22 protein-coding genes are annotated in these 23,890 nt (G+C 68.3%); 13 read left to right on the top strand and 9 right to left on the bottom strand.

Annotated elements, in window-relative coordinates; all coding sequences use genetic code 11:
• Positions 1-295 precede the first annotated feature (295 nt).
• Genes ACSFBC_RS18975 through ACSFBC_RS18965 form a run of 3 tightly spaced genes read left to right on the top strand, consistent with a single transcriptional unit; the run spans position 296 to position 1,801 of the window.
• On the top strand, positions 296-751 hold the full coding sequence (locus tag ACSFBC_RS18975) for a DUF3717 domain-containing protein (protein WP_435511903.1): 456 nt from the start codon (positions 296-298) through the stop codon (positions 749-751).
• Positions 752-758: 7 nt separating this feature from the next.
• Positions 759-1,070, top strand: coding sequence for a DUF2007 domain-containing protein (locus ACSFBC_RS18970; protein ID WP_435511902.1), 312 nt, complete (start codon positions 759-761; stop codon positions 1,068-1,070).
• On the top strand, positions 1,067-1,801 hold the full coding sequence (locus ACSFBC_RS18965) for a sulfite exporter TauE/SafE family protein (RefSeq protein WP_435511901.1): 735 nt from the start codon (positions 1,067-1,069) through the stop codon (positions 1,799-1,801). Before ACSFBC_RS18970 ends, ACSFBC_RS18965 begins: the two co-directional genes overlap by 4 nt.
• 3 nt (positions 1,802-1,804) lie before the next feature.
• On the opposite strand, the gene ACSFBC_RS18960 is transcribed toward ACSFBC_RS18965, so the two are convergent.
• The 4 genes from ACSFBC_RS18960 to ACSFBC_RS18945 are packed head-to-tail and all read right to left on the bottom strand — an operon-like array spanning position 1,805 to position 6,046.
• Positions 1,805-2,365: a YaeQ family protein gene (locus tag ACSFBC_RS18960; protein ID WP_435511900.1), complete on the bottom strand. Its 561-nt coding sequence runs from the start codon at positions 2,363-2,365 to the stop codon at positions 1,805-1,807.
• A gap of 51 nt (positions 2,366-2,416) precedes the next feature.
• Positions 2,417-3,796, bottom strand: coding sequence for an adenylosuccinate lyase (purB, locus tag ACSFBC_RS18955; protein WP_435511899.1), 1,380 nt, complete (start codon positions 3,794-3,796; stop codon positions 2,417-2,419).
• A 31-nt stretch (positions 3,797-3,827) separates the two neighbouring features.
• Positions 3,828-4,886, bottom strand: a complete 1,059-nt coding sequence (locus tag ACSFBC_RS18950; RefSeq protein ID WP_435511898.1) for a M48 family metallopeptidase — start codon at positions 4,884-4,886, stop codon at positions 3,828-3,830.
• 5 nt (positions 4,887-4,891) lie between these two features.
• A complete protein-coding gene (locus ACSFBC_RS18945) occupies positions 4,892-6,046 on the bottom strand; it encodes a YjgN family protein (protein WP_435511897.1) in 1,155 nt (384 codons plus the stop codon).
• 153 nt (positions 6,047-6,199) lie between these two features.
• Between ACSFBC_RS18945 and ACSFBC_RS18940 the strand changes: the two genes are divergently transcribed.
• Positions 6,200-6,811 carry a glutathione S-transferase N-terminal domain-containing protein gene (locus ACSFBC_RS18940; protein WP_435511896.1) on the top strand — a complete coding sequence of 204 codons (612 nt, stop codon included), beginning with the start codon at positions 6,200-6,202 and terminating at the stop codon, positions 6,809-6,811.
• 79 nt (positions 6,812-6,890) lie between these two features.
• Here the strand turns inward: ACSFBC_RS18940 and ACSFBC_RS18935 are convergent, their stop codons facing one another.
• Positions 6,891-10,496 carry an indolepyruvate ferredoxin oxidoreductase family protein gene (locus tag ACSFBC_RS18935; protein ID WP_435511895.1) on the bottom strand — a complete coding sequence of 1,202 codons (3,606 nt, stop codon included), beginning with the start codon at positions 10,494-10,496 and terminating at the stop codon, positions 6,891-6,893.
• A 173-nt stretch (positions 10,497-10,669) separates the two neighbouring features.
• Between ACSFBC_RS18935 and ACSFBC_RS18930 the strand changes: the two genes are divergently transcribed.
• A complete protein-coding gene (locus ACSFBC_RS18930; protein WP_435511894.1) occupies positions 10,670-11,152 on the top strand; it encodes an Lrp/AsnC family transcriptional regulator in 483 nt (160 codons plus the stop codon).
• A 112-nt stretch (positions 11,153-11,264) separates the two neighbouring features.
• Here the strand turns inward: ACSFBC_RS18930 and ACSFBC_RS18925 are convergent, their stop codons facing one another.
• Complete coding sequence (locus ACSFBC_RS18925; RefSeq protein ID WP_435511893.1) at positions 11,265-12,755, bottom strand: RNA-binding domain-containing protein; 1,491 nt, start codon at positions 12,753-12,755, stop codon at positions 11,265-11,267.
• Between the two features lie 74 nt (positions 12,756-12,829).
• On the opposite strand from ACSFBC_RS18925, the gene ACSFBC_RS18920 reads away from it, so the two are divergent.
• The 8 genes from ACSFBC_RS18920 to ACSFBC_RS18885 all read left to right on the top strand — a co-directional run bounded on the left by ACSFBC_RS18920 (position 12,830) and on the right by ACSFBC_RS18885 (position 21,414).
• Positions 12,830-14,452, top strand: a complete 1,623-nt coding sequence (locus ACSFBC_RS18920; RefSeq protein WP_435511892.1) for an MFS transporter — start codon at positions 12,830-12,832, stop codon at positions 14,450-14,452.
• 336 nt (positions 14,453-14,788) lie between these two features.
• The gene (locus ACSFBC_RS18915) at positions 14,789-15,607 is read left to right on the top strand and encodes a creatininase family protein (protein ID WP_435511891.1); all 819 of its coding nucleotides are present in this window, start codon (positions 14,789-14,791) and stop codon (positions 15,605-15,607) included.
• A gap of 2 nt (positions 15,608-15,609) precedes the next feature.
• Entirely contained in the window at positions 15,610-16,425 is an 816-nt protein-coding gene (locus tag ACSFBC_RS18910; protein WP_435511890.1) for an ABC transporter ATP-binding protein, read from the top strand.
• Positions 16,403-17,284 (top strand): ABC transporter permease, encoded by an 882-nt coding sequence (locus tag ACSFBC_RS18905; RefSeq protein ID WP_435511889.1) that lies wholly within the window; start codon positions 16,403-16,405, stop codon positions 17,282-17,284. The genes ACSFBC_RS18910 and ACSFBC_RS18905 overlap by 23 nt, the downstream gene beginning before the upstream one ends.
• The gene (locus ACSFBC_RS18900; RefSeq protein ID WP_435511888.1) at positions 17,281-18,651 is read left to right on the top strand and encodes an FAD-binding oxidoreductase; all 1,371 of its coding nucleotides are present in this window, start codon (positions 17,281-17,283) and stop codon (positions 18,649-18,651) included. Before ACSFBC_RS18905 ends, ACSFBC_RS18900 begins: the two co-directional genes overlap by 4 nt.
• 42 nt (positions 18,652-18,693) lie before the next feature.
• Complete coding sequence (locus ACSFBC_RS18895) at positions 18,694-19,713, top strand: ABC transporter substrate-binding protein (RefSeq protein WP_435511887.1); 1,020 nt, start codon at positions 18,694-18,696, stop codon at positions 19,711-19,713.
• 2 nt (positions 19,714-19,715) lie between these two features.
• Positions 19,716-20,678 (top strand): PDR/VanB family oxidoreductase, encoded by a 963-nt coding sequence (locus ACSFBC_RS18890; RefSeq protein ID WP_435511886.1) that lies wholly within the window; start codon positions 19,716-19,718, stop codon positions 20,676-20,678.
• 49 nt (positions 20,679-20,727) lie between these two features.
• A complete protein-coding gene (locus tag ACSFBC_RS18885) occupies positions 20,728-21,414 on the top strand; it encodes a TetR family transcriptional regulator C-terminal domain-containing protein (protein ID WP_435511885.1) in 687 nt (228 codons plus the stop codon).
• Here ACSFBC_RS18885 and ACSFBC_RS18880 read toward each other — a convergent pair.
• The 3 genes from ACSFBC_RS18880 to otnI are packed head-to-tail and all read right to left on the bottom strand — an operon-like array spanning position 21,407 to position 23,888.
• Positions 21,407-21,871: a RidA family protein gene (locus ACSFBC_RS18880; protein ID WP_435511884.1), complete on the bottom strand. Its 465-nt coding sequence runs from the start codon at positions 21,869-21,871 to the stop codon at positions 21,407-21,409. The genes ACSFBC_RS18885 and ACSFBC_RS18880 overlap by 8 nt on opposite strands.
• Positions 21,868-23,064, bottom strand: a complete 1,197-nt coding sequence (locus tag ACSFBC_RS18875) for an amidohydrolase family protein (protein WP_435511883.1) — start codon at positions 23,062-23,064, stop codon at positions 21,868-21,870. Before ACSFBC_RS18875 ends, ACSFBC_RS18880 begins: the two co-directional genes overlap by 4 nt.
• Positions 23,061-23,888 carry a 2-oxo-tetronate isomerase gene (gene otnI / locus ACSFBC_RS18870; protein ID WP_435511882.1) on the bottom strand — a complete coding sequence of 276 codons (828 nt, stop codon included), beginning with the start codon at positions 23,886-23,888 and terminating at the stop codon, positions 23,061-23,063. The genes ACSFBC_RS18875 and otnI overlap by 4 nt, the downstream gene beginning before the upstream one ends.
• Positions 23,889-23,890 lie beyond the last annotated feature (2 nt).

Raw genomic sequence — 23,890 nt, 5'->3', positions numbered from 1 at the left:
TTGCTCAGCCGCGCATGGCGCGGCCCGACAGGCCGGAAGTTGTTGTGCTTCGTATTGACGACCTGGCGATACCCGCGGCGCAAGCCGCAGGCGGGAGCTACTCCCCTTCGTGGCGCGGATTAGAGCATCCGCGGCGCCGGTGTGGCAACCGGTGGCCGCGAGCGTTGTAGAAAAAGCATCCTGAAATCGTTGGCGTCTCTCGCTTTGTTGCTCTGAAAATGAGAGCAGCCCATATCCTTTGGGTGACCCAGGACTTTGCCGAACTATGATGCCGTCCCTGCATTTTTTCCTTTCCATGGCCGCCATTCACATCACCGACATCGAGGCTGCCATCAACCACTGGCGCGAGAAGAAACCGTCGCCCGACGGCATCACGCTCGCGCCCGAGTTGCGCGCGCTGGCCAAGGTCTACGCGCTGATGGTCTATTACCACGAGGACGAGGTCGACGAAGTCGGCTTCCCTGCCGAGGCATGGGCCGCCTGGCTCGCCTGGTACGACAGCACCATCGACACGCCCTGCATCGCGATCTGCTCCACCAGCCAGGGCGACGACGAATGCAAGGGCTGCGGCCGCAGCTTCGACGAGGTGCAGTACTGGCCCGCCATGACGCCGGCCGAGAAACGCCAGACCTGGCGCCGCATCACGATGGAAGACAAGGCCTGGCGTTTCAACACCTACGCCGAGCGGGCGCGCGAAAACGCGCCCGCCGACGAAGCGGCCGACCCGCCCGACGCGAACGGCAAGGACTGAACCGCCCATGCGCCGACTGGCCCAGGCCCCCAACCTCGCGATCGCGACGCTCTGGGCGCATGCGCTGCGCGAAGAAGGCCTGGACGTGTCGGTGCAACGCGAGTACCTGGGCGCGGTCGTCGGCCAACTGCCGCCCGACCAGTGCCTGCCCGAGGTCTGGATCGAGGACGACGACCAGTTCGACACCGCCCTGCGCGCGCTGCACGACCTGCAGAACCGGCCGCAGCGGCGCTGGCATTGCAGTTGCGGCGAACTGGTCGAAGGCGGCTTCGAGCAATGCTGGCAGTGCGGCACCATGATGCCCGCTTCCCTGCCTTGACCGCCTACTTCTTCGTCCTCGCCGTGGGCTTGCTGGCCGGCGCCGTCAGCGGCGTGATCGGCACCGGCTCCTCCCTGATGCTGCTGCCGGTGCTGGTCTGGGCCTTCGGCCCCAAGCAGGCGGTGCCGATCATGGCCGTCGCGGCTGTGATGGCCAACCTGGCACGCGTGCTCGCCTGGTGGCGCGAGGTCGACTGGCGCGCCTTCGCCGCCTATGCGGTGCCAGGCGCACCGGCCGCGGCGCTGGGTGCGCGCACGCTGCTGGCCCTGTCGCCCACGGTGATCGAGGTGTGCCTGGGCCTGTTCTTCCTCGCCATGGTGCCGCTGCGCCACTGGCTGCGCGCGCACGACTTCCGGGTGCGGCTGTGGCAGCTCGCGGTGGCGGGCGCGGTCATCGGCTACCTCACCGGGCTGGTGCTCTCGACCGGCCCGCTCAGCGTGCCGGTGTTCGCGGCCTACGGGTTGGTGCAGGGCGCCTTCCTCTCGACCGAGGCGGCTTCGTCGCTGGCGCTGTACGTGAGCAAGGTGCTGGCCTTCGGTGGCATGGGTGCCTTGCCCCTGCCCGTGCTGTTGCAGGGCCTGCTCGTGGGCGCGTCGCTGATGGCCGGCACCTTCGTCGGCAAGGTGGCGGTGCTGCGGCTCGGGCCGCGCACCTTCCAGTACCTGATCGACGGCCTGCTGCTGTGCTCTGGGATCGCGCTGCTGGCGGCCGCGTTCAGGCACGCCGGCTGAAGGCTACCTCAGCCGCTGCAGCTCGATGTCGATGCTGTTCTTGCCGTCGCCCAGCATCAGCGTGTTTTCCTGAATGGTCGCCTGCAGCTGCATGCTGCGCTGCGCCAGCGCGGCCACGGCCTGCGAGGTTTCGCTGGGAATGCGCCAGACCTGCAGGTTGTCGGGCCGCGTGAGCTTGTTCTCGATGCCCTTCCACCAGATGCCGGCCGCATGGCTGAAGCAGTAGAGCAGCACCTCGTCGGCCTTGCCGCAGGCCTTGAGCAACGGCTTTTCCTCGGGCTGGCCGACCTCGATCCAGACGCGCGTGCGGCCGGTGAAGTCGCGCAGGGACACGTCGGGGTCGTCGGGGTTCGACAGGCCGGCGCCGAAGCCCAGCACGCCGTCGCCGTCGCACACGCTCTGCAGCTTGTGCGCGTTCAGGGCCAGCGCGATGAGCCGGACCATCATGCGTTCGTCGTTTTCGCTCGGATGGCGTGCGAGCGTGAGGGCGTGGTCGGCGTAGTAGCCGTGGTCGATGTCGGCGACCGCGAGGTTCGCCTTGAAGATGGTTGATTTGAGCGCCATGGGTGCGCGAGTGTATGCGCGCTGGCGCGTACCCCCCCGCCGTGCGAAGGCTCAGATCCGGCGGGCGAGTTCGGCGGCCTTGCCGGTGTAGCTTGCCGGCGTCATCGCCAGCAGGCGTTCCTTCTCGGCCTCGGGAATTCCGAGCGAGCGGATCAGCCCGTGCAGTGCCTCGGCGGTCACGGTCTTGCCGCGCGTGACTTCCTTCAGCTGCTCGTAGGCGCCCTGCACGCCGAAGCGGCGCATCACGGTCTGGATCGGCTCGGCCAGCACTTCCCACGACGCGTCGAGGTCGTCGGCCAGCGCTTCCTCGTTGAGTTCGAGCTTGCCCAGGCCGGTGGCCAGGCTCGCATAGGCCAGCGTCGCGTAGCCGAAGGCCACGCCGATGTTGCGCAGCACCGTGCTGTCGGTCAGGTCGCGCTGCCAGCGGCTGATCGGCAGCTTCTCGCTCAGGTGGCGGAGCACCGCGTTGGCCAGGCCCAGGTTGCCTTCGGCGTTCTCGAAGTCGATCGGGTTGACCTTGTGCGGCATGGTCGACGAACCGATCTCGCCCTTCTTGAGCCGCTGCTTGAAGTAGCCCAGGCTCACGTAGCCCCAGATGTCGCGCGAGAAGTCGATCAGGATGGTGTCGGCGCGGGCCACGGCGTCGAACAACTCGGCCATGTAGTCGTGCGGCTCGATCTGGATGCTGTAGGGCTGGAAGCTCAGGCCCAGGCCCAGCGGCGCCGGCGTCTCGATGACCTTGCGGCTGAAGCTTTCCCAGTCGAATTCGGGCCAGGCGGCCAGGTGGGCGTTGTAGTTGCCGACCGCGCCGTTCATCTTGCCCAGCAGCTGCACGCCGGCGATCTGGTCGCGCGCCTTGGCCAGGCGCACCGCGACGTTGGCGATCTCCTTGCCGACGGTGGTCGGGCTGGCGGTCTGGCCGTGGGTGCGGGCCAGCATCGACACGTCGGCGAACTGGTGCGCCATCTCGCGCAGCTTGGCGACCAGGCCGTCGAGCGCGGGCAGCAGCACCTTTTCGCGCGCGGCCTGGATCTGCAGCGCATGGCTGGTGTTGTTGATGTCCTCGCTGGTGCAGGCGAAGTGCACGAACTCGGCCGCGCTCAGCAGCTCGGGCCGGGCCTCGAAGCGCGACTTGATCCAGTACTCGACCGCCTTCACGTCATGGTTGGTGGTCTTCTCGATCTCCTTGATGGCCAGCGCATCGGCCTCGGAGAAATTGGCGACCAGGCCCATCAGGTACTTGCGGGCACCCGGCGTGAGCGGCTTGAACTCGGCGAAGCCGCAGTCCGACAGGGCGATGAACCAGGCCACCTCGACCTGCACGCGCCGGTGCATGTAGCCCTGTTCGCTCATCAGGGGGCGTAGCGCGGCCAGCTTGGCGGCGTAGCGGCCGTCGAGGGGGGAAAGGGCGGAAACGGTGGAGAAGCTCATGGGCCCAATTTTAGGCGGGCCGCCGCCGGGGCTACTCGGCCGCGGCTTTGAAGAAGGCGATGCGCTCGGCCGTCGCCGGATGGGTGGCGAACGCCAGGCCGATCGATGTGGCCTGCGCGTCGCCGCGCTGCTGCGTACCGCGCCAGCGCTCGATGGCCTCGAAGAAGCCCGCCATGGCGCGCGGCGAGATGCCGGCTGCGCGCATCAGCCGCACCGATTCCTCGTCGGCCTCGCGTTCGGCGTCGCGCGAGTAGCCCAGCGTGGCCAGCAGCACCGGTGCGGTGCCGATCAGCGTGCCGAAATCGCCGAAGGCCACCGACACCGCGAAGCCGACAGCCGAGGCCTGGACCAGCTGGCGCATCGCATGGCGCAGCCGCACGTGGCCGAACTCGTGGCCCAGCACGCCCAGCACCGCGTCGTCGTCGCCCGGCAGCAGCTGCACCAGCGCATCGGTCAGCACGAGCGTGCCGCCCGGCAGCGCCAGCGCATTCGGGCCCAGCGCCTTGTCGCGGCCCTGGCGGAACTGCAGGTTCCAGGGTGGCGCGCCCTCGGGGTGCGCGGCCTCGACCATGCGGGTGAAGGCCCGGCGCAGGCGCTCCTGATCGGCGACGGGCAGTGCGCTCGGGCGCAGCATCGTGTCGTCGAGCTGGGCCAGGGCCTTGGCGCCGATCAGCACGTCGACCTGCCGCGGCACCAGGGCCGTCACGCCGCGCGCCGCCCAGGGCAGGCCCCACTGGTACATCGCGGCCACCGCGGCGAGCAGCAGCACCAGCCCGACGGCCACGCCGCGCCAGCTCTGCTGCGCGCGCACCACGTGGCTCTCGGTCACGCCCGCCTGGCGCGCGACCCAGGCGTCCCATTGCGCCACGTCCTGTGCCTGCACGCTGGCGCCGTCGGGCAGCGCCAGCAGGCGGCCGCCGTGGCGCGTGCGCTCGGGCCAGCGCAAGTCGGCCAGCGGCACGGCGAAGGGTGCGGCGGCGCCGTCCCCGAGCGGCGTGACCTGCAGCCGCGCATCGGCGATCTGCAGGCGTGCGAGGTGCGGCCGGCTGCTGCGGCCGTCGAAATAGCGCGCGTCCAGCGCCTCGGTCATGGCGTTCAGAGTCCGATGTCCATGCCGAACAGGTCGGCCGCCATGTCGCCGACCGCCGCCGGGTTCTCCTGGCCGGCGGTGCGCGTGAGGGCGTCGAGCGAGCCGCGCGTCTCCAGCGTCACGGCCTCGAGGCGGGCGCGCCGCGTGCGGACCACGGCGAAGGGCCAGTAGAGGCCCAGCGTGAGGAAGATCAGCAGGAAGTTCTTCAGCTGCAGGCCGATGTAGGGGCCCAGCTTCAGCTGGCTGTCGAAGCGCAGCACCGGGTTGCCGGTGGCCGACCAGAACAGGTTCTGCAGGCGCACCTGCAAATAGGACTGGGGCAGGATGTTGAACAGCAGCACGCCGCCGATCGCGAACATCCCCAGCAGGGTGAGGACGGCGCCGCTCGCGCCGCTCTTGCGGCCGATCAGGCCGAGGGAAGCGAAGAGCCCGAAGACCAGCGCCATGCCCACGAAGGCGACGATGCCCAGCCCGAGCATCCGGAGGAAGACGCCGTAGACGCTGCCGGCCTTGGCCGTGAGGCGGGTCTGCAGCCCGCCGAGCGTGAAGTGGTCGTGCTGGTAGCGGCGCAGCTTCCAGAGGAAGAAGGGAACGCAGGCCGCGAAGGCCAGCATGCTCACCCCGATCAGGCCGGACGCCAGGGGCGAGGGCTCTGTGCTGCCGGCGTCCACCGTCAGGCCGGCGACGGCCAGCGGCAGCACCGCCAGCATCAGCGGCGGCAGCATCGCACCATAGGCACCGGCCAGGTCGCCCGCGAAGTGGAAGCGCAATCCGCGCCAGCTCGTGTTGGCCAGCCGGAAGCGCAGGGAGGCGTGGAACAGCGCCGGCCACAGGCCCACGAAGGCCACGGCGGCCAGCAACTCCGCCCAGCCCGAGAAGGCGCCGGCCACCAGGTAGGCGATCAGGAAGACCCCGGCGATCAGCGTGCCGCGCAGCATCCGCGTCGGGTCGCCGTGGAAGTCGAGCGCATCGCCGCCGACCCAGGTGTTGGCATAGAAGTACTTGAGCTTGCGGACCTTGGCCCAGGGCAGGTAGAGCCCCAGCGTGACCACGGTCAGCAGCAGGTTCACGATCCAGATCCGGAAGTATTCGCTGCCGCTGGCCGTGAAGCGCACGGGGTGGCGTTCGGGCGCCGTGGCGGCCGCTGCGTCGATGTCCATGGCTTTTCTCTCTCTCCCTCGTTGGTGATGCGCCACGATTCTGCATGCGCCGGCGGCCGAGGTCGCCAAGGTGTGTGGCGCGGCGTGGCCTCACACTAGAATCAAAGCGCTACAGAACGAGGATGCCCCGAGGGGGAAAGAGAGAGAAACCCAATGAAACTGATCGGATCTGCCGCCAGTCCTTACGTTCGCAAGGTGCGTGTGGTCATGGCCGAAAAGCGGCTCGATTATCAGTTCGCCATCGAAGACGTGTGGTCGGCGGACACCGCCATCGCCAGTTCCAATCCGCTGGGCAAGGTGCCCTGCTTGGTGATGGAAGGCGGCGAGGCCATGTTCGATTCGCGCGTGATCGTCGAGTACCTGGACACGCTGTCGCCGGTCGGCAAGTTGATCCCGCAGCAAAGCCGCGAGCGTGCCGAGGTCAAGACCTGGGAGGCGCTGGCCGATGGCGTGATGGACGCCGGCGTGCTGCTGCGTCTCGAAGCCACCTGGCCACACCGCGCCGACGGCGAGCGCAGCCAGGCCTGGATGGACCGCCAGCGCGGCAAGGTCATCGCCGGCATCGCCGCCATGGCCAAGGGCCTGGGCGACAAGCCCTTCTGCAGCGGCATCCACCTGAGCCTGTCGGACATCTCGGTCGGCTGCGCGCTGGGCTGGGTCGAGTTCCGCTTCCCCGAGATCGACTGGCGCGGTTCGTACGCCAACCTGGCGAAGCTGCAGGACAAGCTGATGCTGCGCCCCAGCTTCGCCGACACCAAACCCTGAGCCCCTCGCTCATCCGGAAATGAAAAAAGCGCCGCAAGGCGCTTTTTTCATGGGTGATCGCCCCGTGGGGCGAGCGATCTCAGGCCGCGGCGCGCTCGCCCTGCGGGTTGCGCCACTTGGCCAGTAGCGCGGTCCAGCGCACGCGCGCGGCGGCCAGGTTGCGGTCCTTCACGTGGCCGTAGCCGCGGATCTGCTCGGGCAGCTTCGCGATCTCCAGCGCCACGTCGTGGTTGGCCGCCGTCAGGCCGACGATCACTTCCTCGATGCTCGCCCGGTACTCGCCGATCAGCGCGCGTTCGGTCTTGCGTTCCTCGGTGCGGCCGAAGATGTCGAGGGCCGTGCCACGCAGGCCCTTGAGCCTGGCCAGCAGCTTGAAGCCGGTCAGCATGGTGGGGCCGAACTTCTGCTTCTGCAGCTCGCCCTTGGCGTTCTTCTTGGCGATGATCGGCGGCGCCAGGTGGTAGTTGAGCTTGAAGTCGCCTTCGAACATGCCGTTGACGCGGTCGAGGAAGCTGCGGTCGGTGTGCAGCCGCGCGACTTCGTACTCGTCCTTGTAGGCCATCAGCTTGAACAGGTAGCGCGCCACCGATTCGCTCACCGTGGTCTTGCCCACGGCCGCCGTCTCGGCCTGCTGCACCTTGGCAACGAAGGCCCGGTACTGTTCGGCATAGGCGGCGTTCTGGTAGGCCGTGAGGAACTCGACGCGGCGCTTCACCAGGCCGTCGACCGTCTCGCGCTTCTTGAACTCGATCACCTGGCCGGGCGACACCAGCTTCTGCACCGAGGCCAGGTTGTACGCCGCGCGGCGGCCCCACTCGAAGGCCGTCTTGTTGTTGTCGATCGCGACGTTGTTGAGCTCGATCGCGCGCATCAGCGACGCGTACTCGAGCGGCAGCCAGCCCTTCTGCCAGGCGTAGCCCAGCAGCATCGGGTTGGCGTACAGGCTGTCGCCCATCAGCGAGACGGCGGCGGCGTCGGCGTCGAAGCTGCCCAGGCCGTCCAGGCCCACGATGCGGGCGATCTGGTTGGCGCAGTCGTCCTGCGGGTTCTGCCAGTTGGGGTTGCGCACGAAGGCGGCCGTCGGCGTGCTGTGGCTGTTGAGCGCCACGTGCGTGCGGCCTTCGAGCATGCGAGCCAGGGTCTCGGCGTTGACCGCCACCAGCGGGTCGGCCGCGAGAATCAGGTCGGCCGCCGCGGTGCCCACGCGCGTGGTGCGGATTGCGCCCTGCGAGTCGCCGATCAGCACGTGGCTCCAGGTGGCGCCACCTTTCTGCGCGAGGCCGGCCGCGTCCTGCGTGACGATGCCCTTGCCTTCAATGTGCGAGGCCATGCCCAGCAGCTGGCCGATGGTGATCACGCCGGTGCCGCCGACGCCTGCGACCACGACGCCCCAGACCTGGTCGCGTGCGAGTTGCGGCACGGCCGGCTCGGGCAGCGGGCCCAGCTCGAACGGCGAGTTGGCCTTGTTCTTGGCCTTCTTCTTGAGGGCGCCGCCCTCGACCGTGACGAAGCTCGGGCAGAAGCCCTTGAGGCAGCTCATGTCCTTGTTGCAGCTGCTCTGGTTGATGGTGCGCTTGCGGCCGAACTCGGTCTCGAGCGGTTCCACCGACAGGCAGTTGCTCTGCACGCTGCAGTCGCCGCAGCCTTCGCACACCAGCTCGTTGATCACCACGCGCTTGGCCGGGTCGACGGCCGTGCCCCGCTTGCGGCGGCGGCGCTTCTCGGTCGCGCAGGTCTGGTCGTAGATGATCGCGGTCGTGCCCTTGATCTCCCGGAATTCGCGCTGGATCTCGTCGAGCAGGTCGCGGTGCTTGATCTCGGGATCGCCCGCGACCTTCACGCCCTCGTACTTCTCGGGCTCGTCGGTGACGATCACGATCTTCGCCGTGCCTTCGGCCTGCAGGCTCTGCGCGATCTGCAGCACCGAGTGACCCTCGGGGCGTTCACCGACGGTCTGGCCACCGGTCATGGCGACCGCGTCGTTGTAGAGGATCTTGTAGGTGATGTTCACGCCGGCCGCGATGCTCTGGCGGATCGCGAGCAGGCCGCTGTGGAAGTAGGTGCCGTCGCCCAGGTTGGCGAAGATGTGCTGGTCGGTGGTGAAGGGCTGCTGGCCCATCCATGGCACGCCCTCGCCGCCCATCTGCGTGAAGCCGATGGTGCTGCGGTCCATCCAGGTCGCCATGTAGTGGCAGCCGATGCCGCCCAGGGCGCGCGAGCCTTCGGGCACCACGGTGCTGGTGTTGTGCGGGCAGCCCGAGCAGAACCAGGGCAGGCGGTCGGCGCCCTGCACGCCGCCGAGCTTGAGCACGTCCATCGAGCGCTCCTTGGCCTCGAGGATCGCCAGCTGGGCGTCGATGCGCGCGCGCATGTCGGCGCCGGCCTGGTCGAACAGGCCGGTCTTCTTGAGGCGCTGCACGATGGCCTTGGCGATCAGCGCGGGGTTCAGGTCGGCGTTGGCGCGCAGCAGCGTGTGCGCGGTCGGGTTGGGCATCGACCATTCGCCGCCGGAGTAGCCGTCGGCGCTCGCGCCCAGGCCTTCGTCGAACTTGCCGACCACGTTGGGCCGCACGTCGGAGCGCCAGTTGTAGAGCTCTTCCTTGAGCTGGTACTCGATGACCTGGCGCTTCTCCTCGACCACCAGGATTTCCTGCAGGCCGGTGGCGAAGTCGCGCGTGAGCTGGGCCTCGAGCGGCCACACCACGCCGACCTTGTGCAGCCGGATGCCGAGCTGGCGGCAGGCCGCGTCGTCTAGGCCCAGGTCGATCAGCGCCTGGCGCGTGTCGTTGAAGGCCTTGCCGCTGGCCATGATGCCGAAGCGGTCGTTCGGGCCTTCGATCACGTTGTGATTGAGCTTGTTGGCGCGGATGTAGGCCAGCGCGGCATACCACTTGTAGTGCATCAGCCGCGCTTCCTGCTCGAGCGCATGGTCCGGCCAGCGGATGTGCAGGCCGCCGGGCGGCATCTCGAAGTCGGTCGGGATGACGATCTGCACGCGCTCGGGGTCGATCATCGCGGTGGCGCTGGACTCGACGATTTCCTGGATCGTCTTCATGCCCGACCACACGCCCGAGAAGCGGCTCATCGCGAAGGCGTGGATGCCCAGGTCCAGGATTTCCTGGACGTCGGTCGGAAAGAATACCGGCGTGCCGCAGGCCTTGAAGATGTGGTCGCTCTGGTGCGCGGCCGTGCTGCTCTTCGAGATGTGGTCGTCACCGGCCACGGCGATCACGCCGCCAAACTCGGTGGTGCCCGCCATGTTGGCGTGCTTGAAGACGTCGGAGCAGCGGTCCACGCCCGGACCCTTGCCGTACCAGATGCCGAACACGCCGTCGAACTTGTTGGTGCCCTGCGGCGAGAAGCCGAGCTGCTGCGTGCCCCATAGCGCGGTGGCCGCGAGCTCCTCGTTCACGCCCGGCTGGAACACGATGTTCTGCGCCTTGAGGTACTTGCTGGCCTTCCACAGCGCCTGGTCGTAGCCGCCCAGCGGGGAGCCGCGGTAGCCGCTGATGAAGCCGGCGGTGTTCTTGCCGTTCTGCTGGTCCCGCAGGCGCTGCAGCATCGGCAGCTTCACGAGGGCCTGCACACCGCTCATGAAGGCGCGGCCGTAGTCGAGGCTGTATTTGTCGTCGAGCGTTACCGTCTCAAGTGCCTTGCGGATGTGCTCGGGCAGGGGGGCGTTCATCGTCTTGTCTCCTGGTGGCATGGCCTCGTGGGCCTGGCTATGGGGTCTGTGCCCGGGTAGGGCATGGGGCCCATGGTGCACGCAAAGTGTATGCCTGCGTTACCGACAGGTGTTTGCTTTCTGGGCCCTTCAAACAACGATTTGGGGAAGATTCTTTCTTAGAATCGAGCTAAATGGAAAGCCTCGACAAGTTTGATCTCGCCATCCTGCAAGAACTGCAGGCCGACGGCCGCCTCACCAATGCCGAACTGGCCCAGCGCGTGGGCCTGTCGGCCGCACCGTGCTGGCGCCGCGTGCGGGCGTTGGAGGAATCCGGCTTCATCAAGGGCTACCGGGCCGAGATCGACCGCCACAAGATAGGGCTCGGCGTGCTCGCTTTCGTGCGCGTCGACACCGAGCGCGTGACCCACGAGGCCACGCGCAAGCTGGAGGACGCGATCCGCAAGATGCCCGAGGTGGTGGCCTGCCACTACATCAGCGGCACCGGCACCTTCGAGCTGCAGGTGGTGGCGCAGGACCTCAACGGTTTCTCGGCCTTCGCGCGCCAGCAGTTGATGAACCTGCCGAACGTGAAAGACCTGCACACCAGCTTCTCGCTGGGGGAGGTCAAGGCGAGCCATGCGTTGCCGCTGGGGCACCTGGGGGTGAAGAAGTGAGTCACTTCTGGTGCCGTCTGCGCGCATCGAACGGCGGGTTGAGATACACGGCATTGACGCTTGAGAAAGATAATAAAGGCCCACGTAAGTGGTTGTCTTGAAACAATATTCTTTATCTCGCCGGTTTGTTATCTGTGCCGCCAGCTAATAAATCGCCGCTGGCCAGACGCCCCGGTTTGCTGTAGACCATGTTCCGCTTGCCTCGGCTTGGATCTGCGACCAACAAGCCTTGGTCAACCCAGCGCTTGAGCATCTTGGATGCTTTCAGGGTATCGAGGCCAGCGATCTGACAGAGATCGCTGTTGGCGATCGGGCCCTCTCGATCCATCCAGTCGCTGACCTGCTCCCAGATCGGCGGGCGCTCTTCATTCAGCAGCGTCACGACGATGGCTTCCTGGGCCTGGTCACGATGCTCTCGGTACTGAGGGGGGTAAAGACTGTTCGCTCTCATGAGGCTGAACATCATGCGGACCCCTTCGCCTGCATCGACATTGGGCGGCTCCGGAAATTCGCGCAGGTTGCTGGCGAGCAGTGGATTGCGTGCGAACGATCCCAGGCGATGAACCGTGGCCGCAGTGATGCGACCTGGGAACAGCCCTGGGCTCGCAACCTCGATGCGCGTGTCGAAGATCCGGACCTGCACATCACGGTTCAGCCGGTAGTCGCGGTGAATGAGTGCGTTGGTGAGGGCTTCCTTGATCACTCTTTCCGGATAGCGATGAATCGTCTTGAAGCCCGACGTGGCCAGCGTCAATCCTTCGGCGAGTTCGTCCAGCACGTAGGTGTGCGTCTGTTCGATCAGTCTGTAGATCGGGCCGGAGAGCGTCTTGGGTGCCTTCTTCAGATTGGGTACCTCGCCCGACTCTATGGTGTTGCCCTTGTAGTGAAAGACGCGCACGTCGGCACGAGTGCCCATGGCTGCCAGCAGGGCACCTGGATGGTCTGCGAACAGCAGGACCGCGGCGCGCGACGGCCGGAGCTCGCCGCCGACCTTCTTGGCCAGGCCGATTCGGTAGAGCTGATCGGCAATGCCGGTGGCTGCCAACGCGCGGCCGCGAAGAAACAAGCGCCAGGTGTCGGTGTCCATCAGCTCGAAATCCACATCCACCGCTTCTGACTCGGCGCTGCGCACGCCGCGGCGGTACGACAACTCCGTGATCTCGCTGGCCGACATCTCGCGATTGCTCGCCTCTCCGCGCGTCCAGGTTCCTGCATCGAGGATCGAGTGCACTTTTTCGCTCGGTGGCACATGGACGGCGATCAGCGAACCGGCTTCGCCACTGCGCAGCGTGCAAGGCACCCGCCAGAGTTGAACGTCCTGCACCTGAGGCAAGAGGTGCGACTGCAGCTTTCGCGCGAGTTCGTCGACAGCTTCCGGATTCTCGGCAATGCCGTAGATCCGATCGATTCCTGTGGCCTTGGCTGCATCCTCGACGCCAAGAATCAGCCAGCCGCCTTGTGTGTTGGCGAATGCGCACACGGTCTCCAGTGCCTTGCCCACCATCTTGCCGGAGACGCGTTTGGTCTCCCATTGTTGTGTCTCCGTACGGCTCAGTACCCTCGCCAGCAAGATCCTGGCGAGGTGCGCTTCCATGTCATGCATGACGGGGCTCTTTCGTCTGGCGGTTCGTTGGTCGGGCCGGTCACCCTCATTGTCCGGCCACAATAGCCCAACCGATGCCCCCCATCTCCCCCGAAGAAACACCCCTCTCCCCGCCGCGCGCCAAGCCCGCGCGCGTCGGGCCTTTCGAGCCGCTGAAGCTGCCGGTCTTCCGCATGCTGTGGAGCACCTGGCTGCTGGCCAACGTCTGCATGTGGATGAACGACGTGGCGGCCGCGTGGATGATGACCACGCTGACCACCACGCCGATCTGGGTCGCGCTGGTGCAGTCGGCCTCCACGCTGCCGGTGTTCCTGCTGGGGCTGCCCAGCGGTGCGCTGGCCGACATCCTCGACCGGCGGCGCTGGCTGATGGCCACGCAGTTCTGGCTGGCCGGCGTGGCGGTGGTGCTGTGCATCGCGGTGGCGCTCGACATGATGAGCGCGCCGCTGCTGCTGGCGCTGACCTTCGCCAACGGCATCGGGCTGGCGCTGCGCTGGCCGGTGTTCTCGGCCATCGTGCCGGAGCTGGTGCCGCGGCCCCAGCTGCCGGCCGCGCTCGGGCTCAACGGCATCGCGATGAACGCTTCGCGCATCGTCGGCCCGCTGGTGGCCGGCGCGCTGATCGCCAGCGCAGGCACCTTGTGGGTCTTCATGCTCAACGCCGTGATGTCGGTGGCCTCGGGCTTCATCGTGCTGCGCTGGCGGCGCGAGCACACGCCCAATCCGCTGGGCCGCGAGAAGCTGGTGAGCGCGATGCGCGTGGGCGTGCAGTTCGTGCGCCAGTCGCTGCGCATGCGCGCGGTGCTGGTGCGGATCTCGATCTTCTTCCTGCACTCGACCGCGCTGCTGGCGCTGCTGCCGCTGCTGGCGCGCGGCCTCGAAGGCGGCGGTGCCGGCACCTTCACGCTGCTGCTCGCGGCCATGGGCTCGGGCGCGATCAGCGCGGTGCTGGTGATGCCGCGGCTGCGCCAGGCCTACGTGCGCGACCAGCTCGTGCTGCGCGGCGCGCTGCTGCAGTCGGCCGCGACCGCGGTGATGGCGGTCGCGCCCAACACCTGGGTGGCGGTGCCGGCCATGTTCGTCGGCGGCGCGGCCTGGATCACGGTGGCCAATTCGCTGTCGGTGTCGGCGCAGCTCGCGCTGCCCGACTGGGTGCGCGCGCGCGGCATGTCGATGTTCCAGATGTCGATCATGGGCGCCAGCGCCTTCGGGGCCGCGCTCTGGGGCCAGATCGCCACCGTGAGCTCGCTGCAGGCCAGCCTGCTGATCGCGGCCGTGACCGGCGTGCTGATGATGGGCGCGGCGCTGCGCTACGTGGTCGACGGCGGCGTCGACGACGACGTGAGCCCGGCCGCACCGGGCTGGGCCGACGTGCCGCCGCATGCGCCGCCGGGCGAGGGGCGGCTGGTGATCATGGTCGAGTACCTGATCGATCCGGCGCGCGCCGCGGCCTTCCAGGAAGTGATGCAGCAGACGCGCCGCACGCGCCTGAGCGAGGGTGCGATCGGCTGGGAGCTGCTGCACGACATCGCCGAGCCGGGCCGCTACGTCGAGGAGATCGTCGACGAGTCCTGGACCGGCCACCTGCGCCGCTTCCATCGCGCGACCGCGGCCGACCTGGCGCTGCGCGAGCGCCGGCTGGCCTTCCACCTGGGCGACGGGCCGCCGGTGGTGAAGCGCTACGTCGTCCGCCGCTGAGAACGCGGGCGGGGGCCTGCTGCGCCCCCCGATCCCGCACCTGCGGTCCTCACCGCACCGGAGTGCGGCTCCGGTCCTCGACGCAGGCTCGGGGCGCTCGCGACGGCCCCTGCACGCGTTCTCAACGCGCGGTTGCATCCTAAAAATTGACCAGTCGTACAAGTATTGACTCAGGCGGCGCCCCGCTTCGGGGCGCTATACCCGGCTTGCATCCCAATTTTTCCTGGGAGAATCCTGAACTCCCGGCACGGCCTTTGCTCAGGGTTAGTCGCTAGCCCCATTACTATTGACCACTCGGATAATTTTGATTCCCCACCACAAGAGGAAGACCTGCCCATGACGACACGCTTGCGCACGCGCTACTGGTCCGACCTGACCAGCGAAGAGTTTTCCCGCCTCGACCGCGAACGGCTGATCGCCGTGCTGCCCGTGGGCGCGACCGAGCAGCATGGGCCGCACCTGCCGATGTCGACCGACACCGCCACCATCGACGGCATGGTGCGGGCGACGATTCCCCACCTGCCCGACGACCTGCCGGTGCTGTTCCTGCCGACCGTGGCCTACGGCAAGAGCAACGAGCATTCGCGCTACCCGGGCACGCTGACCGTGTCGGCCGCCACGTTGATCGCACTGTGGAAGGACATCGGCGCCTGCGTGGCCAAGGCCGGCGTGCGCAAGCTGGTGCTCTACAACAGCCATGGCGGCCAGATGGGCGTGATGGACATCGTGGGGCGCGACCTGCGCGAGGCGCACGACATGATGGTCGTGTCCGCCAACTGGTACACGCTGGGCCTGCCCGATGGCCTGTTCACCGCGCACGAAGGCAAGCACGGCGTGCATGCCGGCGACCTCGAGAGTTCGGTGATGCTGCACCTCACGCCCGACGACGTGCAGTCCGACAAATTCCAGAACTTCCACTCGATGACGGAAGACCTGGCCCGCGAGAACAAATTCCTGTCGATCACGCCCACCGGCAAGCTCGGCTGGCAGATGCACGACATCAACCCCGCGGGCGCGGCCGGCGACGCCACGCGCGCCACCGCCGAGAAGGGCGCGGCCGTGCTCGACCACGTGGGCCGGCGCTTCGTGGAACTGCTGCAGGAGGTCGACCGCTTTCCGCTCTCGCGCCTGGACAACGTTCCCGCATGGCGCTGAGCATGGACACCGCCTCCACACCCGTCACGGCCGCCGCCACGCCGCCGCTGGTCAGCCTGCGCAACGTCGGCAAGCGCTTCGCCAACGGCACGCTCGCGCTGCAGGGCATGACGCTCGACTGCGGCGAGCACGACTTCATCAGCTTCCTCGGCCCCTCGGGCTGCGGCAAGAGCACGGCCCTGCGGCTGATCGCCGGCCTGACGCGCGCCAGCTCGGGCGAGCTCGTCTGGTCGCGCGAGAACACCGGTGGCAGCAAGAGCGACCGCGAGCTGGGCTTCGTGTTCCAGGAGCCCACGCTCATGCCCTGGGCCAAGGTCTTCGACAACGTCTGGCTGCCGCTCAAGCTGGCCGGCCGGAGCCGCGACGCGGCCGCACCGGTGGTCGAGCAGGTGCTGGAGATGGTGGGCCTGTCGCGCTTCGCCGACGTCTACCCGCGCGAGCTCTCGGGCGGCATGAAGATGCGCGTGTCGATCGCGCGTGCGCTGGTCACGCATCCGCGCCTGCTGCTGATGGACGAGCCCTTCGCCGCGCTCGACGAGATGACGCGCATCAAGCTCAACAACGACCTGCTGGCCATCTGGCGCGAGCACCGCTTCTCGGTGATCTTCGTCACGCACAGCGTCTACGAGTCGGTCTACCTGTCGAACCGCATCGTCGTGATGGCCGCGCGCCCGGGCCGCGTGATCGACGAGATCCGCATCGACGAGCCCTATCCGCGCGGGGAAGCCTTCCGCACCTCGAGCCGCTACAACGCCCACTGCACCGCAGTGTCGCAATCCCTGCACGGAGCCCTCCATGGCATCGACATCGATCATTGAGCCCGGCGTGGCCCTCCAGGACGGCGACGCCACCTCCGCCGATGCATTGCGCGCGCGCGACGAACGCCTGCGCCGGCGCGACCGCGCGCTGCGCATCGTGGTGCCCATCGCCGTCGTCGCGCTGCTGCTGGGGGTGTGGGAAGCGCTGGTGCGCATCAACAACGTGCCGCACTACATCATTCCCGCGCCTTCGCTGATCCTCAACACGCTGTTCGAGAACTGGGGCTCGCTGTCGAGCGCGCTGTGGTTCACGGTCAAGCTCACGTTGCTGGCGCTGCTCGCGGCCATCGTGGGCGGCGTGCTGCTGGCGATCGCCTTCGCGCTGTTCAAGTGGGTCGAGATCGGCCTGTTCCCGATCGCGGTGATCCTGCAGGTCACGCCGGTCATCGCCATCGCGCCGCTGATCCTGATCTATGTCTCGAGCACCACCGCGGCCCTGCTGCTGTGCGCCTGGATCGTGGCCTTCTTCCCGATCCTGTCGAACACCGTCATCGGTTTGAAGAGCGCCGACAGCAACCTGCGCGACCTGTTCCAGCTCTACAAGGCCTCGCCCTGGCAGACCTTCCGCTATTTGCTCGCGCCCAGCGCACTGCCCTACTTCATGGCGGGCCTGAAGATCGCGGGCGGCCTGAGCCTGATCGGCGCGGTGGTGGCGGAGTTCACCGCCGGCACCGCGGGCCGCGAGACCGGGCTGGCCTCGCGCATCCTCGAGTCGAGCTTCCGCACCGAGATCCCGATGATGTTCGCCGCGCTGCTGCTGGTGTCGCTGCTGGGCATCGCGATCTTTCTGGTGTTCGCCGCGCTGTCGCGCATGGTGCTCGGCCATTGGCACGAGAGCGAGATGCGGAGGGAACGATGAACACGACGGCATCCATCGACTGGGCCGCGGTGCGCGCGGACCTGCACGGCCTGAACCTCATCGACGCGCCGGGCCAGCGCCGGCAGCTCTCGCGCGACTTCTACTGGTACAGCCCGATCCTCACGGCGCAGCTCGCCGACTGCCTGGCCGACCTGGTGGTCAAGGTCAGCACCGAGGACGACGTGCGCCAGGTCTGCGCGGTGGCCGCCAAGTGGAAGCTGCCGCTGACCGTGCGCGGCGGCGGCACCGGCAACTACGGCCAGTGCGTGCCGCTGCACAACGGGCTGGTGATCGACGTCACGCAGATGTGCCGCGTGCTCGCGATCGACGACGGTCGGGTGCGGGTGCAGGCCGGCGCGCGCATGCACGACATCGAGCAGGCCGTGGCCGAGACCGGCCAGGCGCTGCGCATGTGGCCCTCGACCTGGCACGTGGCCTCGATCGGCGGCTTCATCTCGGGCGGCTTCGGCGGCATCGGCTCGGTGCGCCACGGCATCCTGCGCGATCCGGGCAACATGCTGCGCGCGCGCGTGATGACGGTGGAGCGCGAGCCACGCGTCATCGAACTGCAGGGCGACGAGATCCAGCAGGTGCAGCATGCCTTCGGCACCAACGGCGTGATTCTCGATGTCGAGGTCGCGCTGAGCCCGGCCATCGAATGGGTGCACTGCACCGCGCTGTTCGAGACCTACCGCGGTGCGCTCGACTTCAGCGTGGCCGCGAGCACGCCCGAGATCGACCTGTTCCTGCTGTCGACCGTCGAGGCGCGCTTCTCGCCGTACTACGTGCAGATGGGCGCGCTGTTCCCGCCCGACCGGCATGCGGCCTTCACCATGGTGGCGCCCGAATCGATGGACCGCTTCCGTGCCCTGGTCGCGGCACACGGCGGCACCGTCTCGCTGGCCGGCACCGAGGCCGAACTGGTGGCACGGGGCCTGCCGCCGGCCTACGAGTGCGCGTTCAACCACACGACGCTGCAGGCGCTCAAGGTCGACCGCAGCTGGACCTACCTGCAGGTGGCCTATGCGCAGCCCTTCGATCCGGCTGTGGTCGACCGGCATCTCGCGCTTTTCGGTGACGAGGTGCTGCAGCACCACGACTTCGCGCGCGCCGGTGGCGCCTACGGCACCTTCGGCATCCTGCTGGTGCGCTGGAAGGACGAGGCGCACCAGTACGCGGTGATGCGCGAGATCGAGTCGCAGGGCGGCTGCCTGATCTTCAACCCGCACGTCTACACCATCGAGGACGGCGGCATGAAGGCCATCGACGACCGGCAGATCGAATTCAAGAAACGCAGCGACCCGATGGGGCTGATGAACCCCGGCAAGACCCGCGGCTGGACCCCGGAAATGGCGCGCGACGCCTGAGCTTTTTCTTCATTCCCAAACAAACCCACAAAAGGCATTCCCATGCGATTCCAAGCCCCCTTCATCGCGCGCGCACTGCTGTCGACGCTGCTCGCCGGCACCGCCTTCGCCGCCCTCGCGCAGGACAAGGTGGTGCTCGCCACCAACTGGCGCGCACAACCCGGCCACGGCGGCTTCTACCAGGCGCTGGCCGACGGCACCTACAAGAAGTTCGGCCTCGACGTCGAGATCCAGCAGGGTGGCCCGCAGGTCAACAACCGGCCGATGCTGCCCGCCGGCAAGGTCGACTTCCTCATGACCGGCAACCTGCTGATGGCCTTCGACAACATCAAGCAGAAGGTGCCGACCGTGGTGGTCGCCGCCTACTTCCAGAAGGACCCGCAGGCCATCATTGCGCACCCTGGCCAGGGCTTCGAGAAGTTCGCCGACCTGGCCAAGGCCAAGACCGTGCTGCTCGCCAAGGACGGCCAGATCAGCTACTGGCAGTGGATGAAGAAGGCCTACGGCATGCGCGACGAGCAGGTGCGCCCCTACAACTACAGCCTGTCGCAGTTCCTCGCCGACAAGCAGTCGGTGCAGCAGGCCTATGCCACCTCGGAGCCCTTCGCGGTCGAGAAGCAGGCCGGCTTCAAGCCGGTGGTGCTGTCGCTGGCCGACGCCGGCTGGTCGACCTACGGCATGGTGATCGAGACGCGCCAGGACCTGGTCAAGAACAAGCCGGACCTGGTGCGCCGCTTCGTGGAGGCGACCAACATCGGCCACTACAACTACCTCTACGGCGACCGCAAGGCGGCCGACGCGATGATCCAGAAGATCAACCCGGACATCAGCGACGACTACGTCGAGAAGTCGATCCCCGTGCTGCGCGCGCACATGGACGTGGGCGATGCGCCGACCAAGGGCATCGGCGCCATCAGCGATGCGCGCATGAAGGACTTCTACGACAAGACCGTCGAGGCCGGCCTCTACAAGCCGACCGACTTCAACTACAAGGACGCCTACACCACCCAGTTCGTCAACAAGGGCACCGGGCTGGACATCCGCAAGGCGCTGGTCAAGTAACCATGCTCGAACGCATCCTGACGGTGCGCGTCGCGCGCATCGCACGCCAGACGCCGGAGATCCTGTCCTTCGAGTTCACGCATCCGCTGGGCCGCGCACTGCCGGCCTATCAGGCCGGCGCGCACATCGACGTGCACACGCCGGGCGGTTTCATGCGCCAGTACTCGCTGGCGCAGGACGGCGGCGATGCGGCACCGCTGTCGTACCTGATCGGCGTCAAGCGCGAAGGCGCGAGCCGCGGCGGCTCGGCCGCGATGCACGAGCGCGTGCGCGAGGGCGACCTGGTGCCCATCAGCGCGCCGCGCAATACCTTCCCGGTGCAGGCCGCCGCGCGGCGGCACCTGCTGCTGGCCGGCGGCATCGGCATGACGCCGCTGCTGGCGATGGCGCAGTCGCTCGCGCGCAGCGGCGCCGACTTCACGCTGTGCCTGTTCGCACGCAGCGAGGAGCACCTGGCCTTCGCCGCGGCGCTGCGCGACCCCGCGCTTGCGCCGCACCTGCGCCTGCACCTCGACCGCGAAGGCGCGAGCCAGAAGATCGACCTGCGCGCGCTGCTGGCCGAGCCCGCGGCCGACACGCACCTCTACGTCTGCGGCCCGGCGGGCTTCATGGACGCGGTGCGCCAGGCCGCGGCCCACTGGCCCGAGGACGCGTTGCACGCCGAGTACTTCGCGGCGCCGGTCGATGCCGGTGGTGCGACGGGCAAGCCCTTCGTGCTCAGGCTCGCGCAGCGCGGCATCACGGTGCCGGTCGCGGCCGACCAGACCGCGGTCGATGCGCTGCACGGGGTGGGCATCGACATCCCGGTCTCGTGCCAGCAGGGGCTGTGCGGCACCTGCGTGGTGCCGGGCGAAGGCGCGGGCGCCGAGCACCGCGACTTCTGCCTCACGCGCAGCGAACGCAGCCACAAGATCGCGCTGTGCTGCGCGCGTGCGGTGGGCGAGGCGCTGGTGCTCGACATTTGACGCGCGACAGGCGCGAGCGCGCCCGTCTCTGGCACCATTCGTTTCGAACATGACCCCGCCGACCGACACCGCCCCCGCTTCCGCGGCCTCCGACGAACCGGTCGCGCCCGAGGCGCCCGCCACGCGCGGACGTTCGCGCAAGTACACGCAGGTGCTCGGCACCATTTACCAGGCGGCGATCGAGGTGTTCGCGAGCGAGGGGCTGACCGGCGCCTCGACCCAGGCCATCGCCGACAAGGCGGGGCTGTCGAAGGCCCAGCTGCACTACTACATCGAGAGCAAGGAAGCGCTCTACCGCCAGGTGCTGCAGGACATCCTGACCGACTGGATCGGCGTGTTCGGCTTTGCCGACGAGGCCTTCGGCCCGCGCAAGGTGCTGGGCGACCTGATCCAGCGCAAGATGGTGTTCTCGTTCCGGCACCCGCTGCGCTCGCGGATCTTCACCGCCGAGATGATGCGCGGCGCACCGGTGCTCAACGCGCTGATGGACACGAGCAAGCAGCGCACCGAGCAGGCCGCCGCCGTGATCCAGAACTGGATGAACCAGGGGCTGATGGACAAGTCCGACCCGCTGCTGGTGCTGTGCCACATCTGGGCCGTGACGCAGTTCTACGCCGACCATGCGACCCAGATCGCCTACTACCGCGGCGTGGCGCCGCAGGACGACGAGAAGGACCAGCGCTACCTGAGCGCGCAGGTGCTGGCCTTCCTGTTGAAGGGCGCCGGCGTCAGGTAGCGCGCGCGGGGAAGTACATCGTGGCTTCCACCTCGACCAGCACCTCGTCGCCCGGCAGAAAGCGCGACACCTCGACCACCGTGCTGACCGGCGGCGCGCCCGGATAGAACAGGCCGCGCACGCGGTTGTAGAAGGCGTAGTGCGGCAAGTGGCGGAAGTACTGCACCAGCTTCACCACGTCGTCCATCGTGCCGCCGTGCTCGGCCGCGAGCTGGCGGATGCGCTCCAGCACGAACCAGCTCTGCGCCACGATCGCGGCCTCGAACACGTCGACCGACATCTGGCCGGTGGCGTAGCCCAGCGTGCCCAGCGCCTCGCGCGCCGAAGCGGGGATGTCGTCGTATCCCGCGACCGCGCGGCGGATCGACGGATCGACCGCGACCACGCCGCTCATGAAGACGAAGTCGCCGACGCGCTTGGCGGCCGCGTAGTTGGCCATCGGTTTGCCCATGCTCATGCCATGTTCTCCAGTGTGCGGCCCGCGCGGATGACGGTGCGGCGTCGGCCGCGGGGGTCCAGCAGTTCGTGTTCGTCGGTGGCCGCGAGCAGCAGCAGGTCGGCCGGGCAGCCCGCGGCGATGCGGCCGTCCCAGGCCAGGCCGAGCGCCCGTGCCGGGTTGAGGGTGATCGTGTCGAGCCAGTCGAGCGCGGGCGCCAGGTGCGCGACCTGCACGCCCAGGCCGAAGGTCTCGAGCAGGTCGTAGCCGCCGTAGGGATAGAAGGCGTCCTGCACGTTGTCGGTCGCGAGGCTGGCGCGCACGCCATGCGTGGCCGCCTCGCGGATGCGCGTGATGCCGCGCGCCACCGGCGTGCGGTCCCAGGCACCCTGCAGATAGAGGTTGGTGGTCGGCAGCGCGATCAGGTGCAGGCCCGCCTGCGTGCACAGCGCGAGCGTGTGGGCCGCGTCCGCATCGGATTGCATCGCGAGCGAGCACGCATGGCCGCAGACGACCGGCAGGCCGCCACCCTGCTGGATCGCCAATTCGGCGATGGTGCGCAGCCCCGTGGCCTCGACGTCCAGCCCTTCGTCGACATGGAAGTCGAGCGCCAGGCCGTGCCTTTGCGCGAGTTCGAACACGCGGCCGAGTGTGGGGGCCAGGTTCTCGTTGCGGTAGACGAAGGCACCGAGCACGCCGCCGGCGCGCTTCACGTCCTGCGCGATGCGCTCGCCCGCCGCGGCATCGGCGAACACGTCGAGCGGCGTGAGCGAGACGAACTGCAGCGCGACGCGGTCCTGCCATGCTTCGCGCAAGGCCTCGACCACGCCCAGTGCGACCGGCGCCTCGGGCTCGACCCAGTCGAGGTGCGTGCGCAGCGCGCGCGTGCCCGAGCGCCAGGCTTCCTGCAGCGCGCGTTCCATGCGCGGGCGCAGGGTCTCGGCGGTCCAGCCCGCGCGGTGCGCGTTCATGCGGCGGATGGCGGTGAACAGGTCGCCCTGCGCGGCACCGACCTCCTGCACCGTGTAGTTCTTGTCCAGGTGCACATGCGCGTCGACCGGTGCGCTGATCAGCGTGCCGCGCGCGGCCGGCTGGCCGGGCGTGGGCGTGACCGAGGCCACGCGCGCGCCCTCGAGCACCACGTCGAAGACGCGGGCCTCAGCGGGATCGAAGCCGCACAGGCGCGGCGGGATGCGGACGGCCTCGAGCCTCACGCCTTGGCACCGCCGTTCGGCAGGCTGCGCAGCCATCCGAGGCCGGCCGAGGTGCCGCCGGCCACGGCACCGCGCGCGGGCCGGTACTCGCAGCCGACCCAGCCGTCCCAGCCGCTCTGGGCCGACACCGCGTCGATCACGCCGAACAGGTAGCCGTAATTCATCTCGCCCACATCGGGCTCGTGGCGCTCGGGCACGCCCGCGATCTGCAGGTGGCCGACGCGGCCCGTGGGCAGGTACTGGCGAATCTTCATCGCCACGTCGCCTTCGACGATCTGGCAGTGGTACAGGTCGAACTGCACCTTGAGCCGGGGCGAGCCGACGGCCTCGACGATGGCGTGCGCCTCGTCCTGCCGGTTGAGGAAGAAGCCCGGGATGTCGCGGGTGTTGATCGGTTCCATGAGCAGGTCGCGGCCCGCCTTTTCGGCCTCGGCCGCGGCCCAGCGCAGGTTCTCGACATAGGTCGTCTTGGCGGTCTCGCGCGCCATGCCCGCGGGCAGCAGGCCGGCCATCACGTGCACGCGCGGGCAGTCGAGTGCCGCGGCGTAGTCGAGTGCGCGTGCGATGCCTTCGCGGAACTCGGCCTCGCGGCCGGGCAGGCAGGCCAGGCCGCGCTCGCCGGCTTCCCAGTCGCCGGGTGGCGCATTGAACAGCACCTGCTGCAGCCCGTTGGCCTGGAGCCGCGCAGCGATCTCGGCCGCGGGATGGGCATAGGGGAACAGGTACTCGACGCCCCGGAAGCCGTCCTTCGCGGCGGCTTCGAAGCGGTCGAGGAAATCGAGCTCCGGGTAAAGCATCGAGAGGTTGGCGGCGAAGCGGGGCATGG

Source organism: Variovorax frigidus (genome assembly GCF_051216515.1).
Taxonomy (GTDB): Bacteria; Pseudomonadota; Gammaproteobacteria; order Burkholderiales; family Burkholderiaceae_C; genus Variovorax.
The sequence above is the reverse complement of the archived record's forward strand: the minus strand, read 5'-3'. Positions and strand labels throughout refer to the sequence as shown.